The organism is Acinetobacter guerrae (assembly GCF_009372255.1).
GTDB lineage: Bacteria > Pseudomonadota > Gammaproteobacteria > Pseudomonadales > Moraxellaceae > Acinetobacter > Acinetobacter guerrae.
In genome coordinates, this window is the sequence record NZ_LXGN01000056.1 from 24,906 (window position 1) to 39,119 (window position 14,214).

Sequence of the window (14,214 nt, forward strand, 5' to 3'; positions counted from 1 at the left end):
TTTTTGTTATTTTGACTATACCCCGATTCAATGACATTCCAAGTCCAGAGCGTAAAAATATATGAATTATTGTTTAAAAAATTAACAGTTATGCAAGATATAACACACACGCAAAAAACATCGTCATTCACAATACGCCAAAGGTCTATACCCTATATTTCAGCATAAAAATTTCGATTGCATCACTCACAATGTTGCAGATTTCTTCGTTAGAAGGCACTTCAGTAATACCAAGTAAAACCTGATGATGTCTGATCCCAAGTAATAGCGACAATGTCAGTTCTGTTTGTTTAAGTGGATCATCCTGACGAATAAATTTTAAACTGGCTGCCTGAGTGAAAAATTCACACAACGCATCGCAAAGAGGTTGATGTGACGCTTCAAAAAAATGTTGAGCTAATGGACTTTTTTCGGCAGCAAGTTCAAGTAACACGTGTTCAAGCTTAATCGCTTCAGGTAAATAAATCATCTTTAAAGCACATTCACAGGCATCGAAAAATACCGCTTGAAACAGGCTTTGTGAAGTCAAACAAAACTGCTGCTCAGAAATACATTCTGTACAGGTTTCCTGAATAGCGCAGGTAAATAGGCTTTCTTTATCTTGAAAATGATTATAAACCGTGAGCTTGGTCACACCAGCATCTTTGGCAATCTGGTTCATACTGGAACCGTGGTAGCCCAGTTTTAAAAAAAGGGCTTTGGCTGCTTCAAGAATACGCGCTCTTTTTTCCAGATCTTTTGGTCGACCAATCGTATTTTGCACAAAAAATCTCTTAAATGAATTTAAAAAATAAAAACTTATCTCATTTTACATAATTAATGTACCGTCGGGTATATTAATTAAAAAACAAACAAATTAAGATACTGCTTATATTGTGCCTTAAAAAACAAATTTGAATAAGAGCGAAGGGTTATGACCGCGATAAAACTGACAAGTTTAAGTATATGGGTAGTATGTCTAATTACATTGGGTGGGTGTAATAAGCAAGCGCCTGAAGCAGAACAAATTCCTTATGTCATGGTGACACAACCCTCAGCGAGCATGAATGCGCAGAAAAGCTATGCAGGCGAGGTACAGGCGCGGCAGCAAACGGCTTTGGCTTTTCGGGTGGGAGGACAGATTACTCAGCGTTATGCTGATGTAGGTGATCGGGTCAAAGTTGGACAGGTATTGGCCAGACTGGATGTAAAAGATGCCCAGTTACAAATGAATGCCGCTAAGGCCCAACTTGAAAGTGCCCAGTCTTCGGCAAAAATCGCCAGTGAAGAATTAAAACGCTTTCAACAGCTCTTGCCTTTAAATGCAGTAAGTCGCTCCCAATTTGACAGCATCAAAAATCAAAATGATGCAGCTCAAGCCAGTTTGCAGCAAGCACGTTCCAATTATGAAGTCGCAGCCAATCAGACAGGATATAACCAACTGATTGCCAATAAAAGCGGCGTAATTACCCAGCGTGAAATTGAAATCGGGCAAGTGGTTGCAGCAGGACAAGCTGCCTATCAACTGGCGATTGATGGTGACCGCGAAGTGGTCATTGGCGCACCTGAACAGGCGATTACTGAACTAAAAGTAGGGCAACCTGCATGGATTACCTTATGGTCACAGCCTGAACAAAAGTATGCAGCTTATGTACGTGAAATATCACCTGCGGCAGATCAATCGCGTACCTTTAGTGTCAAAGTTGCATTGCGTGAAGCTCAGCCTTCCATTCAACTTGGACAAAGTGCCCGTGTGTTTTTTAACAATACCCAGCATGATGTGCTGAGCGTGCCTTTATCCAGTGTTTCTGCAAATCATCAACAAGCCTACGTTTGGGTGGTTAATCCGAATCAGACCATTCATAAGGTCGCAGTGGCTTTAGGTGCTTACGGGCGTGACAGTGTTCCAGTCCTGTCTGGTCTAAAATCCAGTGATTATGTGGTGGTGGGTGGTGTCCATTTATTACATGAACAACAAAAAATTCATCCAATTGATCGGGATAATCGTCCAGTGCAAATTGCCTCAGGAGTTAAGCCATGAAGTTTAACTTGTCAGAATGGGCGCTGAACAATAAAGGCATCATTTTATATCTGATGTTGCTCTTAGCCATTGTGGGGATTTTTTCTTACTCTAAATTATCACAAAGTGAAGATCCGCCTTTTACCTTTAAAGTGATGGTAGTTCAAACCTATTGGCCGGGTGCAACTGCACAGGAAGTGTCTTTACAAGTGACAGATCGGATTGAAAAAGAACTGATGACCACGGGCCAATATGAAAAAATCATGGCCTATTCCAGACCGGGTGAATCGATGGTGACTTTTGTTGCCAAAGATTCGCTCAAATCCGATCAGATTCCAGATGTTTGGTATAACGTGCGTAAAAAAGTAGGAGACATCAAACAGCAACTCCCCGCAGGTGTCCAAGGCCCTTTTTTTAATGATGAGTTTGGCGATACCTTTGGCAATATCTATGTACTGACAGGCAAAGACTACGATTATGCAGTGTTGAAAGAATATGCTGATCGTTTGCAATTACAATTGCAACGCGTCAAGGATGTAGGCAAGGTCGAGTTGGTGGGCTTGCAAGATCAAAAAATCTGGATCGAACTTTCTAACACCAAAGCTGCACAGCTTGGAATACCTGTGACTGCCATACAGGATGCATTGCAAAAACAAAACAGTATTAACAGTGCAGGTTTTTTTGAAACATCGACAGACCGAATCCAGATTCGAGTCACAGGTGCATTACAAAACGTTGATGATCTCAAGCATATGCCGTTACTGGTTGGTAATCGAACCATTCAATTAGGTGATGTGGCTGAGATTTATCGTGGTTTTAGCGAGCCTGCGCAGCCGCGAATGCGTTTTATGGGAGAAAACGGTATTGGCATTGCGGTATCGATGCGTAAGGGTGGAGATATTATTGCGCTTGGCAAAAATCTGGAAAGTGAATTTAACAATTTACAACAAACCTTGCCGCTCGGTATGCAGCTGAAAAAAGTATCGGATCAACCTGTTGCAGTGCAGCGCAGTATTCACGAATTTATTAAAGTTTTAACCGAAGCTGTGATGATTGTGTTGTTGGTTAGCTTTTTTTCCTTAGGGTTTCGTACAGGACTGGTGGTGGCATTTTCCATTCCACTGGTGCTGGCCATGACCTTTGCAGGTATGAATCTTTTTGATGTTGGGCTGCATAAAATTTCACTTGGTGCGTTGATTCTTGCGCTTGGGCTATTGGTGGATGATGCCATTATTGCGGTTGAAATGATGGCGATCAAAATGGAGCAGGGCTATAGCCGTATTAAAGCCGCAGGATTTGCATGGAAAACCACAGCGTTTCCGATGTTAACAGGAACGCTGATTACCGCGGCGGGCTTTTTACCCATTGCTACCGCAAGCTCAAGTACAGGTGAATATACCCGTTCGATTTTTCAGGTGGTCACCATTGCCTTGATTGTTTCGTGGTTTGCGGCGGTATTATTTGTGCCTTATCTGGGTGAAAAATTACTGCCAGACTTTAGCAAGATGCAACAAATGGTGCCGTGGTATCAGCGACTTTGGGCGAGGTTACGCCATCAACCTGCGCCTCAGCCTGTGCAGCATCATGCAGGTGAAAACCATGACCCTTATCGGAGTGGATTTTATCTGCGTTTTGGTAAAATGGTAGAAACTTGCATCACTTACCGTAAGACCGTCATTTTAACCACAGTCTTGATTTTTATCGGTTCAATATTTCTATTTAAGCTTGTACCACAACAGTTCTTTCCACCATCAAATCGTGCTGAAATTTTGGTCGATTTGAAGCTAGAAGAAGGTGCATCACTCACTGCCACAGAACAGGCTGTAAAAAAGGTTGAGCAGTTTCTTGCCAAGCAAAAGGGTATTGATAACTACGTGGCCTATGTTGGAACAGGCTCGCCGCGTTTTTATCTGCCACTCGATCAACAATTACCACAAGCCAGTTTTGCTCAGTTTGTAGTATTGGCTTCTTCCTTAGATGATCGCGATGAAATTCGTAAATCTTTAGATACGCAAATTAAAAAACTACTGCCTGAAGTTCGAACGCGAGTGTCATTATTAGAAAATGGGCCGCCTGTGGGGTATCCACTTCAATATCGCGTTTCTGGAGAAGATATAACGTTAGTGCGCGAATGGGCGCAGAAAGTGGCAAAAGTCATGGGTCAAAACCCTAATACCACCAATGTACATCTGGATTGGGGTGAACCGAGTAAAATCATTCAACTGAATATCGATCAGGACAGAGCGCGTCAAATGGGCGTAAGCAGTCAGGATTTAGCCAACTTCTTAAATAGTTCGATTACAGGTGCGGTAATTAATCAATATCGTGAAAAACGTGAATTGATTGAAATCCGTTTACGTGGCGATCAAAACGAAAGAGTCGATGTCGCCTCTTTATCCAGTCTTGCGGTTCCGACTAGTCAGGGCAATAGTGTACCACTCGCCCAAATTGCCAAGATTGAATACAAGTTCGAAGATGGTCTGATCTGGCATCGTAATCGTTTACCGACCATTACCGTCCGCGCCGATATTCGTAGCCATTTACAGCCTGCGACAGTGGTCGATCAACTGTCAGAAAAGATGGATCAACTTCGTACCCAACTGCCGAGTGGTTATCTGGTTGAAGTCGGGGGGACAGTCGAAGAATCTGCCAAAGGGCAAAGTTCTGTAAATGCAGGCATGCCGTTATTTTTAGCGGTTGTGATGACTTTATTGATGATTCAATTGAAAAGTATTTCACGTTCCATCATCGTATTTTTAACCGCGCCACTTGGCTTGATCGGAGTCACGCTCTTTTTATTGTTGCTCAATAAACCTTTTGGTTTTGTTGCGATGCTCGGTACAATTGCGTTATCGGGTATGATCATGCGTAACTCTCTGATTCTGATTGATCAAATCGAGCAAGATATTGCAGCGGGTCATGACCCGTGGATGTCTATTATTGATGCAACAGTCCGTCGTTTCCGTCCAATTTTACTTACTGCGTTGGCAGCCGTATTGGCCATGATCCCATTATCACGCAGTATTTTCTTTGGCCCGATGGCGGTTGCAATTATGGGTGGATTGATTGTTGCGACCTTTTTAACCCTGTTTTTCTTACCTGCGTTGTATGCAGCGTGGTTTAAAGTGAAAAGAGCAACAAATTTGTCATAATTTTTTTCGAATAAAAGATGCGAAATATTGAAAATTTCAATATAGTAGCATCTTATTGTTAAGACAAAAAATGACAGCAGAATTTCACCGCATAAAAACATAACGTGAAGACTGTAAGTTGAGGTTGAAAGTACATGGGGCAGGCCAATCTAGTACAACATCGTCGTTACATTGCAGCATCTTATGTGTGCATGTTTCTGGGGTTGTTTACGATTCTTTTTGCCGTGATTGCTTATTTTCTAGCTCGTAAAGTTGCCATGGTTGATGGCGCTGAAGTCTGGATTCATGCACAGGCGCTCTGGATTATGCGGAGTGTGGTCATGTTTCTGATGCTGGCTGTTTTTGCTGCTTTATGGTTTATTCCTCTGATTTTCTTTATCTGGAATAGCGCACTCTGGGTGACGGCGTGTGCGATTGCAGGTGTAGTATTTTCAGCAATTGCTTGGTTATATTTGTTAAATGCATGGATTAAAGGCCTCGCAAAATATGCCAAGAACAAAGCTGTTTTCTAGAAATTTCTAATTTTTTTCAGTTTTCCCCCTTGTAAATCCGACTAAAACCCCCAACTTAGTCGCAGGTCAAATATATTTTAAATTCCGTGAGGAGCATCGCCAGATATGGCTAAACGAGATTATTATGAGGTTTTAGGCGTTTCGAAAACCGCGAGTGATGATGAGATCAAAAAAGCCTATCGTAAGTTGGCGATGAAGTATCATCCAGATCGTAACCCTGATAACGCCGAAGCTGAAGAAAAGTTTAAAGAAGCTTCAGAAGCTTATGAAGTATTGTCTGATGGCGAAAAGCGTAGTATGTATGATCGTATGGGTCATAATGCCTTTGAAGGTGGCTATGGCGGCGGTAGTGGCGGCTTTGGTGGTTTTAGTGCAGAAGATATTTTCAGTCAGTTTGGTGATATCTTTGGTGGTGCGTTTGGTGGCGGTGGTCGTCAGCAACAACGTCAACGCCGTGGTTCCGACCTACGCTACGTGATGGAATTGACACTCGAAGAAGCCGTTCGTGGTGTCAAAAAAACCATTACTTTTACTGCACCAGCGCCTTGTGATGTCTGTGATGGTAAAGGTTCTAAAAATCCAAACGATGTTGAAACCTGTAAGACTTGTCATGGTACAGGTCAAGTGCGTATGCAGCAGGGCTTTTTCTCGGTTCAGCAAACCTGTAGTACTTGTCGTGGACAAGGTAAAATCATTAAAAATCCATGTAATAGCTGCCATGGTTCAGGGGTAAAAGACCGTCAACAAACCCTAGAAGTGACGATTCCAGCAGGGGTCGACAATGGCGATCGCGTTCGCTTAACAGGTAAGGGCGAAGCAGTACGTGATGGTCAGGCGGGTGATTTATACGTCGAAGTAGTAGTACGTGAGCATGACGTGTTCCAACGTGATGGTGCAGATCTTTATATGGATGTGCCTGTTAGTATTGCTGATGCTGCTTTGGGTAAAGAGATTGAAATTCCAACGCTTGAAGGTCGTGTTAGCTTAAAAATTCCAGAAGGCACTCAAACAGGTAAATTATTCCGTTTACGTGGCAAAGGTGTACGTCCAGTACGTAGTAGTATGGTTGGGGATTTACTCTGCCGTATCGTGGTGGAAACACCAGTTAATCTTACTAGCCGTCAGCGTGAATTGCTTAAAGAACTACAAGCGACACTGGATGGTGATGAACATAGCGCGTCATCCAAGAAAAAATCTTTCTTCGATCGTTTATTTGATTAATTCAATTCGATTGCAAAAAAATCTGTCAATTTGGCAGATTTTTTTATGCTTAAATTTTAGCGAGCGGTGAGAGTTTGATATAGTAGATCGCATTGTCAACGCTTTTAATGATTTAGGAACAGATTATGTCAGCATCTCCACGCATTGGTGTATTGGGCGCAGGTGGTCGTATGGGGCGCACCCTGATTCAAGCTGTACAGCAAGCAGGCTATCAGTTGGCTGCCGCAGTTGAGCGACCAGAAAGTAGTTTAGTGGGCAGCGATGCGGGTGAGCTGGCAGGGATTGGTAATATAGGCGTCAAGATAGCAGGTAGTCTGGCAGATGTATTAACAGACTGTGATGTCGTGATTGACTTTACCGCACCATCAGCCACTGAACAGCATTTGAAATTATGTTCTGAAGCTGGTGTAGCAATGGTGATTGGCACGACAGGTTTTTCTGAACAACAAAAACAATTACTCAACGATACTGCTACTCAGACGCCTGTGGTCTATGCTGCTAACTATTCAGTGGGTGTCAATGTATCCATCAAACTACTGGAACTCGCAGCTAAAGTCTTTGGTGATAGCGTTGATATTGAAATTATTGAAGCGCATCATCGTCATAAAGTCGATGCACCATCGGGTACAGCATTAATGATGGGCGAGGCTATTGCGGACACTTTGGGGAGAGATCTTAAACAGGATGCTGTTTACTGTCGAGAAGGTCATACTGGACCACGTGAGCGTCAAAGCATTGGTTTTCAAACCATTCGTGGTGGAGATATTGTGGGTGAACATACGGCTATGTTTATTGGCGAAGGGGAACGTGTTGAAATTACCCACAAAGCCACAAGTCGTATGAATTTTGCTGCGGGTGCGGTACGTGCTGCGGCATGGGTGGTCGGTCGTGAAGCAAGAAAATACGATATGAAAGATGTATTAGGATTTAATGACATTCAGGTGTAATTACATCAGTCATGTCATTTAAAAAATAAAATCGATTTGAGAATAAAATGAATAATAAATCATGGATGTTGGCATGCACTTTGAGCTTTAGTAGCTTCATGGTGCATGCAGTACCCGCAACTGAAGCTAAACTAAGCTTAGACAAGAATAATATTAAGGTTTGGACATATCAGACTGAAAATAATCCTGTCATTCAATATAAAGCAGAGACAACTTTTGATGTTCCCATTGAGCAGGCTGTTGGACTGATTCTGAATGTAGAACATGCTGCAAAATGGGTGCCTTACGTTAGTGAAACCAAAGTGTTATCACGCGATGATAAGAAAGGTGAATTCATACTTTATATGGTTCTGGACTTTCCATTTCCCCTAAAAGATCGTGATTTAGTGGTGAAGGGAAAAATCTCAAAAACCAATAATGGCATTATTAGCATTAGAAATAATGCTGTAACGGGTTATTATCCTGTTCAGAAAGATCGATTGCGTTTAAATAAATATGAGGGAGATTGGACTTTTCAAAAACTTGGAGCTAATAAAGTCAAAGTTACGACCTCTGGTTATGCTGATCCAGCGGGTTCAATTCCCTTAAGTTTTGTGAATATGTTTGTACAGCAGCAGCCCTATCAAATGCTGATGAAAATGAAAATAGAATTACAAAAGCCAGCAAATTCTTTAGTAAAATTGCCTGATATTTTAAAATAAATTTTAAATGTTCTTGAAAAATATTGCTCAATAAGCGCCTTAAGGCGCTTGATGATGATTAACTACAGAATTGCTGCTTGCTAGGTATTGAACGGCTGAAATGTATTTGCAGCAATACCAGTAACAGACCTAATCCCGCCAAGCCTGCGCCAGTAAAACAAACAGCGACATAACCTAGATGTAAACTGAGCATTAAACCACCAACAGCAGCACCAATTGCATTGCCCAGATTAAACGAGCCAATGTTGACAGCAGAAGCAAGTGTTGGAGCGTCATGAGCTACTGTCATAACCCGCATTTGCAATGGAGGAATCATTGCAAATGCACTAGCACCAAATACTAAAATAGCAAAGCCAGCACCAACCACACTTTTTGCCATCCATGGAAATAACAGCATGATGATCATGAGTAAACTTACACAGCCGATTAATGTTTTGTTAATAGAATAATCGGCGAATTTTCCACCTAGTTGTGTACCGATAAAAAAACCTATACCTATTAAAAAAAGCATAATTGTAATTAGATTTTGTGACGCTTGGGTAAATGTTTGGAGCATAGGAACCAAGTAAGTATATAGAGTAAACATCGAACCAAATGCAAATATGGTGGTCAACAAAGCCAATAGTACCATCGGGCGAAAAAGCGCAAGAATTTCAGATTTGATTTTGACAGATAGCTGCGGTTTTTCTGTAGTGATTGGCAATGTTTTTCCAATCATTAACAAGGTCATCGTACCAATAGCTGTTAATATCCAAAATGAAATATGCCAACCAAAGTGTTGACCCACATAGGTCAATAACGGCATTCCCAAAATACTGGCAATACTTAAACCCAAAAACATGGTTGCAACTGCTTGCCCCTGTTTATGCAATGGAACCAAACTTGCGGCTAATACTGAGCCAATTCCAAAAAAGGCACCATGATTTAAACTTGTGATGATACGGGCTAGCATGAACACATTATAACTCTGTGCCAAGGCAGCCATAAGATTGCCTAAAATAAAAAATGACATTAATAAAATCAAGGCATTACGCCAAGCCATTTGTCGCAGTAATAAACTAATGACAGGCGCACCAACCATTACACCAACACCATATCCTGTAATCAAAAGCCCTGCCTGCGCAATTGATACATTCATCCCAAGTGCGATTTCTGGTAATAAACCCATTGGCAAAAATTCACTTAAACCAATTGAAAAAGCCCCCATCATCAATGCCAATAAAGGCCATGCGGATGCTGTTTTGAACATTTGTCCTATACTCCTGATTTCACCAATGGGCGAATGAACAGAGATTATGCAAAGTTCATTGTTGCGAAAAAATACAGGAGTAAGCAAAATATTGTTGACTAGAAATCACGAATAACAGCCTATGAAATCTACCATCGAAGAACTTATCGCATTTATAAGTATTGTTGATACAGGCTCAATTGTGGCAGCGGCAGAGCAGCTTCAACAAACCCCATCAGGTTTGAGTCGTGCACTCAATCGATTAGAAAAGAAACTACAGGTCACATTACTTGAGCGAACCACTCGTAAGTTGAAACTGACACAAGAAGGTTGTTTATTTTTAGATAAAGCGCGTTCAATTTTGGCAGAATTGGCCGAAGCGGAAGATGCATTACTGAAATCTGACAGTGATACTTCTGGTCTGATTCGGATTGATTCGGCAACACCCTTTGTTTTACATGTGCTTGCTCCGCTGATGCAAAAATTTATGCAACGCTATCCCAAAATTGAGATCGAACTGAATAGTAATGAGCAGGTCATCGATTTATTGCAGCATAAAACGGATGTTGCGATTCGTTTTGGCGTATTACATGATTCGAGTCTACATGCCAAATTGATATGTAAATCTCGTTTATATATTGTGGCAAGTCCAGATTATTTGGAGCAAGCGGGTATTCCCGAAACACCACAAGCACTGTTTCAGCATCAATTGGTAGGGTTTAGCAAACCCGTTTACTTGAATACATGGCCCTTAAAAATAGGCGATGACTATGTGACGGTTTCTCCGAAAATCAAGGCTTCCAGTGGTGAAACAGTCAGACAACTGACCTTAGCTGGTCATGGTATTGCACGATTATCAGAATATGAGATCTGGCAGGATTTAGAAGCAGGGCGTTTAGTCGCTTTGTTTGAAGATCAGATTGAATTGCAATATCAACATATTCATGCGGTGTATTATCAACAAAAACATCTGCCAAAACGGGTACGTTTATTTATTGAGTTTTTGGCAGATGAGTTGAGTCAGCAATTTTCAACTGCTGTGGCATCATAGTTTTCCTTTAGGAAGCTGAAATTCCATTAAGCTTTGCTTGGGTTTCAATCGTAAACGAAATGTCATGTGATCTTGAATGCAGTCAAAGTTTAATGCCTGACTTTTCAGGGCGCCGATCATCAAGCCATTTTCAGTCGTAGGACGATAAGCATAACGAATCAACTGTGGACGCTGCATATCGACTGACCACAATTTATATGCAGTGTACTGCTGTATGTTCAAATAGCCTTGAATCATACTGCGACAAATATAATCCTGTTGCTGTTTTTCAGGGCTTAGAGGCTGGCATGCACTGACAAATAGACTTAGACAAAAAATAAAATATAAATTTTTCATGTGTTTAACTCGTTGTATTTGCTTTTTGAAGATTAATCGGTTTGTATAAACCATTACAGATACAGATTTTTATAAAAAAGCAGTACAGATATGAGTTTTCACTATCAGCGGCTTGCACAGCAGATTGCACAAAAGATTTATCAACAACAACTTTTGCCCAGACAAAAGCTGAGTTCATTGCGAGATTTTGCCAGTCAACATCAAGTGAGCATTAGTACCGCAAAAAGCTGCTATGAATTGCTAGAAGCTCAAGGGTTAATAGAGGTTAAATCCAAGTCTGGTTATTTTGTAAAATCTACATCAGTCGCCAGCCGTTTACCCATTAGTCCTGCATTTGAGTCCAGACCTCGAACTGTGTCGAACTTAGTCTTGCAAAACCAGATACAAGAAGCATCTATTCAGCATCATTTAATTCCCTTTGGTGCGATTCAGCTTAGTCCTGAACTGATTTCAGTGGATACATTGCGACGTTCAATTCAACGGGCATTAAAGCACTGTAAACCTGAAGACTTTTTATATTGTAATCGTCAGGGGCATTTGCAGTTGCGTGAAGCATTGGCACAACATTGGCGTGAAGATGGAATTTATATCAGCAGTGAAGATATTTTTATTAGCAATGGTTGTATGCCTGCACTGTCATTACTCATTCAACTACTGAGTCAGGAAGGGGACAGTATTTTAATTCCAACCCCTACTTTTAATGGACAGTTGCAACTGATTGCGGGTTTAAAACGGCGTATTATTGAAACACCCGCCGATGCGAAAGGGATTGATTTATTACGATTAGAGCAAGCTATGGCTACACATCGTCCTAAGCTATGTTTGCTTACAGCAAATTTCCAAAATCCTTTGGGGTATTGCTTAAGTGATGCCGATAAACAGAAAATCGCGCAGTTGGCAGCTCGATATCGATGCATTATTTTAGAAGATGATATTTACGCGGAATGTAGTCATAGCGGTAAACGACCACTTCCGATTAAATATTGGGATACACAGGGTTTTGTCGTTTGGGTCGGTTCAGTTTCAAAGTCTTTATCGACAGCATATCGAGTTGGATGGTTTTGTATTGGATCACAACTTAAAGCTTTATATCCTCAAATCATTGCCAACAATATCAGTGTCAACACCCCATTGCAGCTAGGCTTGGCCGATTTTATTTATAGTCGTGAATATCGAAATCATCTTAATCAATTACAACCTCGATTGATGCAGCAGGTTGAGCAGTATCGTCAGGAGATTTTAAGTGCTTTTAATCCCTTGAATGTGGGACTCAGTCAGCCGCAGGGAGGATATGCACTATGGCTCGAACTTCCCGAGTTGATTGACAGTTTAGATTTGTATACCGCAGCACAAAATAATCAGATTAATATCGTTCCTGGTTTAGTCTTTGGGGAGGATGAGCGTTATCGGCATTTTGTCCGTTTCAATGCTGGACATGCACTTACGCCTCATTTAAAAGCAGCAATCATATTTCTGGCAGATTGGGTAAAACGGCATTTAGCTAACACTGAATTTGTTTAAATAGCTATCAAGTCTCATGTACGGATTGAGTGTTGAGATGCAATTGAATATAATTCTCATTTAAGTTATTGCTGAAAAATGTGCAATGCGTGTTCACCATCTTATTGACGTACTGATTGCTGAAAATGATCGACTAGTCGATTACATCAGCTATCGATTTGGTGACCGTCAGTTTGCTCAGGAGGTGGTACAAGAAACCAGTCTACGTGTTTTGCAACAGGCAGATACGCTGGATGAAGTTCATCTACCGCTGGCTTTTTTAAAAAAGATGAGTATGCATGTTGCGATTGATTTTTACCGCAAAGAGCAAACCAGAAAAAAAATTATAGATACGGATGTCACTCTGACAGAAATAGAGCAGCCTCTAGAACCTGAGTTGACTTCGCCTGAACTGGCAGTGGCTAAAACTCAGCGGGAGCAGATTATTCTAAAGGCAATTTATCAATTGCCGCCGTGTTGTCAGGATATTTTTATTCTGGCGCAGCTTTATCATTTTTCACAACAACAGATTTCCAATCAATTAAATATCTCAAGAGGAATGGTGGCTCGTCATTTAGCGCGTGCTTACCGAGATTTACTGCCAGTTTTATTGGCTGAATCACATGGTTGATTCCGATAAGTCTAAAAAAACGAATTCAACCGAGCAGAATCAACAGCGTGTGCAACGCGCTCTTGCGCCGTTTGAAGACAGCCTGATTGAACAGTTGCCCACGGCAGAACAAATTATTCATCGCGCATTAGCACGACAAAAACAAAAACAGCAGCATAAGCATCTGTTGTTGCTAGCAGGTTTGGGCAGTGTGCTGGGCGTGTTATGGCTTAATTCTTCCTATGATCAGAAAGTTTTCTCGACTCGTATTGGTGAGCAAAAACAGTTTGAGTTGACGGATGGTAGCCGTATTCAATTGAATACTCAGACACAACTCATCGTCACCACCCATCTGCGTTCACGTGAGTTTAAATTGCTACAGGGAGAAGCAAGTTTTACGGTCAAACATACGGCATGGCACAGTGTGGCCCCGTGGCTGAAACGATCATTTGTGGTTTGGGCAAAGGACGTTAAGATTGAAGATATTGGGACAGTATTTAATGTGCGCTGTGAACCAAATGGAACTGATTTACAGATTAGTGTTAGTGAGGGACAGGTCAGGATATCAAGCGCGCAACAAAACATAGACCTGTATCAGGGTCAAAGTCTGTATCGTCAGCATGATCAATGGTTCAAGCCATCACATGCAAATATTGCACAACTCACCAGCTGGCAAACGGGTTCCTACCAGTTTATGGATCAGCCTCTAGTAGAGGTGATTGATGAGTTAAATCGCTATGGCAATTTATCAGTAGAGTTTCGTGATCACCATGTTGAACAGCTACGAATTACGGGTGAAGTTAAATTAAAACACCGCAAACAATTTATGCAGGATTTAGAAAAATTTGCCCCTGTAAAAGTGACAGCACAGGATCAGGGTGGGTTTATGATCGCTTCACGCCCATAAAAAAATTTCTCACTAGGTGTACAAAATCGTCATCCCAAACGACATAACAA

13 protein-coding genes are annotated in these 14,214 nt (G+C 41.4%); 10 read left to right on the forward strand and 3 right to left on the reverse strand.

What is annotated here, in order from left to right:
* Positions 1-145: 145 nt before the first annotated feature.
* Positions 146-763 (reverse strand): TetR family transcriptional regulator, encoded by a 618-nt coding sequence (locus A7A69_RS13470; protein WP_187349232.1) that lies wholly within the window; start codon positions 761-763, stop codon positions 146-148.
* Between the two features lie 150 nt (positions 764-913).
* Between A7A69_RS13470 and A7A69_RS13475 the strand changes: the two genes are divergently transcribed.
* The 6 genes from A7A69_RS13475 to A7A69_RS13500 all read left to right on the forward strand — a co-directional run bounded on the left by A7A69_RS13475 (position 914) and on the right by A7A69_RS13500 (position 8,532).
* Complete coding sequence (locus A7A69_RS13475) at positions 914-2,020, forward strand: efflux RND transporter periplasmic adaptor subunit (RefSeq protein ID WP_152878090.1); 1,107 nt, start codon at positions 914-916, stop codon at positions 2,018-2,020.
* Positions 2,017-5,151 carry an efflux RND transporter permease subunit gene (locus tag A7A69_RS13480; protein WP_152878092.1) on the forward strand — a complete coding sequence of 1,045 codons (3,135 nt, stop codon included), beginning with the start codon at positions 2,017-2,019 and terminating at the stop codon, positions 5,149-5,151. The genes A7A69_RS13475 and A7A69_RS13480 overlap by 4 nt, the downstream gene beginning before the upstream one ends.
* Before the next feature lie 134 nt (positions 5,152-5,285).
* Positions 5,286-5,663: a hypothetical protein gene (locus tag A7A69_RS13485; RefSeq protein ID WP_120371252.1), complete on the forward strand. Its 378-nt coding sequence runs from the start codon at positions 5,286-5,288 to the stop codon at positions 5,661-5,663.
* Between the two features lie 105 nt (positions 5,664-5,768).
* A complete protein-coding gene (gene dnaJ, locus A7A69_RS13490; protein WP_125269465.1) occupies positions 5,769-6,884 on the forward strand; it encodes a molecular chaperone DnaJ in 1,116 nt (371 codons plus the stop codon).
* 125 nt (positions 6,885-7,009) lie between these two features.
* Positions 7,010-7,831: a 4-hydroxy-tetrahydrodipicolinate reductase gene (dapB, locus tag A7A69_RS13495; RefSeq protein ID WP_151979711.1), complete on the forward strand. Its 822-nt coding sequence runs from the start codon at positions 7,010-7,012 to the stop codon at positions 7,829-7,831.
* A 47-nt stretch (positions 7,832-7,878) separates the two neighbouring features.
* Positions 7,879-8,532 carry an START domain-containing protein gene (locus A7A69_RS13500; RefSeq protein WP_171500828.1) on the forward strand — a complete coding sequence of 218 codons (654 nt, stop codon included), beginning with the start codon at positions 7,879-7,881 and terminating at the stop codon, positions 8,530-8,532.
* 58 nt (positions 8,533-8,590) lie between these two features.
* Here the strand turns inward: A7A69_RS13500 and A7A69_RS13505 are convergent, their stop codons facing one another.
* Positions 8,591-9,781 carry an MFS transporter gene (locus tag A7A69_RS13505; protein ID WP_152878094.1) on the reverse strand — a complete coding sequence of 397 codons (1,191 nt, stop codon included), beginning with the start codon at positions 9,779-9,781 and terminating at the stop codon, positions 8,591-8,593.
* A 121-nt stretch (positions 9,782-9,902) separates the two neighbouring features.
* On the opposite strand from A7A69_RS13505, the gene A7A69_RS13510 reads away from it, so the two are divergent.
* Positions 9,903-10,811: a LysR family transcriptional regulator gene (locus A7A69_RS13510; RefSeq protein ID WP_120371256.1), complete on the forward strand. Its 909-nt coding sequence runs from the start codon at positions 9,903-9,905 to the stop codon at positions 10,809-10,811.
* On the opposite strand, the gene A7A69_RS13515 is transcribed toward A7A69_RS13510, so the two are convergent.
* Positions 10,806-11,147, reverse strand: coding sequence for a hypothetical protein (locus A7A69_RS13515; protein ID WP_152878097.1), 342 nt, complete (start codon positions 11,145-11,147; stop codon positions 10,806-10,808). The genes A7A69_RS13510 and A7A69_RS13515 overlap by 6 nt on opposite strands.
* Positions 11,148-11,237: 90 nt before the next feature.
* Here A7A69_RS13515 and A7A69_RS13520 point away from each other — a divergent pair, with 90 nt between their 5' ends.
* The 3 genes from A7A69_RS13520 (at position 11,238) to A7A69_RS13530 (ending at position 14,164) form a co-directional block, all read left to right on the forward strand.
* Positions 11,238-12,668: an aminotransferase-like domain-containing protein gene (locus tag A7A69_RS13520; RefSeq protein ID WP_152878099.1), complete on the forward strand. Its 1,431-nt coding sequence runs from the start codon at positions 11,238-11,240 to the stop codon at positions 12,666-12,668.
* An 85-nt stretch (positions 12,669-12,753) separates the two neighbouring features.
* Positions 12,754-13,278, forward strand: a complete 525-nt coding sequence (locus A7A69_RS13525; protein ID WP_152878101.1) for an RNA polymerase sigma factor — start codon at positions 12,754-12,756, stop codon at positions 13,276-13,278.
* Positions 13,271-14,164 carry a FecR family protein gene (locus A7A69_RS13530; protein WP_152878103.1) on the forward strand — a complete coding sequence of 298 codons (894 nt, stop codon included), beginning with the start codon at positions 13,271-13,273 and terminating at the stop codon, positions 14,162-14,164. Before A7A69_RS13525 ends, A7A69_RS13530 begins: the two co-directional genes overlap by 8 nt.
* The last annotated feature ends 50 nt before the right edge of the window (positions 14,165-14,214 follow it).

What these genes read in the sequence shown, in the direction of transcription:
- A7A69_RS13480 (WP_152878092.1), top strand. Translation starts at nt 2,017, where the DNA reads ATGAAGTTTAACTTGTCAGAATGGGCGCTGAACAATAAAGGCATCATT.
- A7A69_RS13485 (WP_120371252.1), top strand. Translation starts at nt 5,286, where the DNA reads ATGGGGCAGGCCAATCTAGTACAACATCGTCGTTACATTGCAGCATCT.
- A7A69_RS13475 (WP_152878090.1), top strand. Translation starts at nt 914, where the DNA reads ATGACCGCGATAAAACTGACAAGTTTAAGTATATGGGTAGTATGTCTA.
- A7A69_RS13515 (WP_152878097.1), bottom strand. Translation starts at nt 11,147, where the DNA reads ATGAAAAATTTATATTTTATTTTTTGTCTAAGTCTATTTGTCAGTGCA.
- A7A69_RS13530 (WP_152878103.1), top strand. Translation starts at nt 13,271, where the DNA reads ATGGTTGATTCCGATAAGTCTAAAAAAACGAATTCAACCGAGCAGAAT.
- dapB (WP_151979711.1), top strand. Translation starts at nt 7,010, where the DNA reads ATGTCAGCATCTCCACGCATTGGTGTATTGGGCGCAGGTGGTCGTATG.
- A7A69_RS13505 (WP_152878094.1), bottom strand. Translation starts at nt 9,781, where the DNA reads ATGTTCAAAACAGCATCCGCATGGCCTTTATTGGCATTGATGATGGGG.
- A7A69_RS13520 (WP_152878099.1), top strand. Translation starts at nt 11,238, where the DNA reads ATGAGTTTTCACTATCAGCGGCTTGCACAGCAGATTGCACAAAAGATT.
- A7A69_RS13510 (WP_120371256.1), top strand. Translation starts at nt 9,903, where the DNA reads ATGAAATCTACCATCGAAGAACTTATCGCATTTATAAGTATTGTTGAT.
- dnaJ (WP_125269465.1), top strand. Translation starts at nt 5,769, where the DNA reads ATGGCTAAACGAGATTATTATGAGGTTTTAGGCGTTTCGAAAACCGCG.
- A7A69_RS13525 (WP_152878101.1), top strand. Translation starts at nt 12,754, where the DNA reads ATGCGTGTTCACCATCTTATTGACGTACTGATTGCTGAAAATGATCGA.
- A7A69_RS13500 (WP_171500828.1), top strand. Translation starts at nt 7,879, where the DNA reads ATGAATAATAAATCATGGATGTTGGCATGCACTTTGAGCTTTAGTAGC.